Origin of the sequence: Leptolyngbya sp. FACHB-711, assembly GCF_014695615.1 — a bacterium.
Lineage (GTDB): Bacteria > Cyanobacteriota > Cyanobacteriia > Elainellales > Elainellaceae > Leptolyngbya_A.
This window is the reverse complement of the sequence record NZ_JACJOR010000016.1, coordinates 1-2,539: the sequence shown is the minus strand read 5'-3', so window position 1 is coordinate 2,539 and position 2,539 is coordinate 1. Positions and strand designations below refer to the sequence as shown.

3 protein-coding genes are annotated in these 2,539 nt (G+C 52.8%); 2 read left to right on the top strand and 1 reads right to left on the bottom strand.

The genetic code is table 11. The features are described 5' to 3' along the window. Nucleotides 1–515 (top strand): LabA-like NYN domain-containing protein (locus H6F80_RS00185; RefSeq protein ID WP_190789609.1); only part of this gene is annotated, 515 nt, incomplete at its 5' end. A gap of 83 nt (nucleotides 516–598) precedes the next feature. Next, a complete protein-coding gene (gene lptC / locus H6F80_RS00180) occupies nucleotides 599–1,795 on the top strand; it encodes an LPS export ABC transporter periplasmic protein LptC (RefSeq protein ID WP_190789608.1) in 1,197 nt (398 codons plus the stop codon). Between the two features lie 25 nt (nucleotides 1,796–1,820). On the opposite strand, the gene H6F80_RS00175 is transcribed toward lptC, so the two are convergent. Continuing rightward, entirely contained in the window at nucleotides 1,821–2,363 is a 543-nt protein-coding gene (locus tag H6F80_RS00175; protein ID WP_190789607.1) for a CHAP domain-containing protein, read from the bottom strand. Between the last annotated feature and the right edge of the window lie 176 nt (nucleotides 2,364–2,539).

Below are 2,539 nucleotides of genomic sequence, written 5' to 3'. Positions count from 1 at the left end.
CTCTCCAGCTTGGCATTGAGATTGACTACACCAAGCTGCTTTGCCGTTTGACGGCGGGATCACGGCTGCTGCGATCGTTTTTCTACACCGGGGTCGATCGTACAAATGAAAAACAGCAGGGATTTCTCCTCTGGATGCGGCGCAACGGCTATCGCGTGATTTCTAAAGATCTGGTGCAGCTTCCAGACGGCTCCAAGAAGGCAAATCTAGACGTCGAGATTGCCGTTGATATGATGGCATTGGTCGGTTCCTACGATACGGCGGTTCTGGTGAGCGGCGATGGCGATCTGGCGTATGCCGTGGATGCGGTGAGCTATCGAGGAGTACGAGTTGAGGTAGTGAGCCTGCGATCGATGACCAGCGACAGTTTGATTAACGTTGCCGATCGCTATATTGACCTTGACTCGATCAAAGAAGACATTCAAAAAACGCCGCGCCAGGGCTATACCTATCGTCCGCTCAGTGGCATTGGCTTGGTTGAGGAGCCAGAAGACAAGCCATCGTTTGAGCCGTAGCACGAGAATTCTGGGAGCTTTTTCCCAGGGCAAGCGTCTGCTACATTCAGATTGCCAGGGCAAGATGCTGGATGGCATAAGCAATGCCGCCTGGAATCAAAGCCCGGGATCAAAACAAAGTCTGGGATCAAAAAAGCATGGGCTGGATAAAGACGATCGGGCTGCCTTGTGTGCTGCTGGTGTTGCTTGGGCTGGGAAGCTGTCGGCAGGAGAGCCGCGGCGCAAACCGGTTGGCAGAAGACACAGCCGCCGCGCAGCAGGTTGATCCCAACCTCACGTTTAACAACATTACGCTGGAGCAGCCCGATGAAAAAGGACAAACCCTCTGGAAGGTGAGGGCAAAACAGGCAGTCTATACGCCCGATAAGCAGCTCGCAAAAGTTCAGAGTCCGAGCGGTGAACTGTATCAAGACGGCAAACCTGCCTACAAGATTCAGGCAGAAGAAGGGGAAATTCGACAGGATGGCAACCGCATTTTTCTGCGCGGCGATGTCGTTGCAACCGATGTTGAGAGTGGGGCAGTGATGCGCGGTAACGAGCTGGAGTGGCGACCCAAACAAGATCTGATGATTGTGCGCGGCAACCTGCGCGGAACCCATCCGAAGTTGACCCTCAGCGCAAATGAGGGCAGAGTTCAGCGACGACAGCAGCGCGTTGAGCTATCGGGCAATATTATTGCGGAAACACGCGACGAACCGAAGCTCAAGCTTCAGGGGGAGAAGATGGTGTGGCTAATGCAGCAGGATCGGCTGGTGAGCGATCGCCCCGTTCAGGCGCAGCGCATTGCCAATAATACACAAGTTACCGATCAGGCAAACGGAGACACCGCAGAAGTGCTAATCGGCAGCCGTGTCGCTACCCTTCGCAAAAATGCCCGTGTGCTCACCGTCGATCCGCCCCTGCTGGTAACAGGCAACTCGCTGATTTGGAATCTGAAACGGCAAACGATCGAAGCCGATCAGCCCGTGACCGTGGTGCATCAGCAGGAGCAAACTACCCTGACTGCCGATCGCGCCAGAATGGACTTAGAACCAAGAGTAGCTCGCTTCACGGGTAATGTTCGGGCGATCGGGCAGCGCAATGACTCTGATCTGGCATCCGATACCCTGGTCTGGACGATCCCCACCCAGCAGCTTGTGGCAGAAGGCAATGTCGTTTACAACCAGGCAGATCCACCTGCTACGGTACGCGGTCCAAGAGCAGTAGGTCGATTGCAAAACCGGACAGTGGTGGTCAGCGGTGGGCGAGTGGTAACGGAGATTGTGCCGCCTAATCCTTAACCATCAGAGCTAAAAACCATCAGAGCTAAATTAGCCGAATATATCCGTTGATATGCTGATCAAAAGGTCGGTGAAAAATCCCCGATCGATTATTCACATTGCCTTCAGCAGTTATGATTTCTCCCGATCGCACCTCTACCACAATCCCAATGTGATCGAGCGCAACGGGTTCAAGCAGGCGATCGAACAGCACAATATCGCCTGATTTGGGTTCAAAGTCAGAGCGGTTTGCTGAGCAATAGAACTGATTTTCGAGAAAGTTTGCCCATTCGTACCATAGGCTGACAAATCCCAGCGTTGAACGGCGATCGGGAATGGGCTGAATCGGCGGAGAAAAGCCTGCCTGAAGACAGCAGTAGTAAACAAAAGCACAGCACCAATCAAAACCGATCGTCTTGTCAGAATATTTTGTGGTGCAAGCGATCGCGTTGAATTCTGCTCGAAAAACATTCAGGTATCGCTCGATTTCTGCCCCAGCTTTTTGTTCATTGCCCTGCCGCCCTACCTTTCCTTCCTGGTAAGCAATTTGGGCAAGCAATGCCCGTTTTTCTGCTGCCGTATGGGTCAAAGAGAGTTCATCCTTGCTTAAGTTCGACTATTGTCGCCTTTTGCTTTATCTGCTTTATCCGCTGCTTTATCTGCTTTATCCGCTGCTTTATCTGCTTTAGCCGTCTTGGGATTTGACTTTTCGACAGTAGCAGATTCGCCGTAGAGTGCCTGGTTCAGCAAATCGCGGGCCGCTTC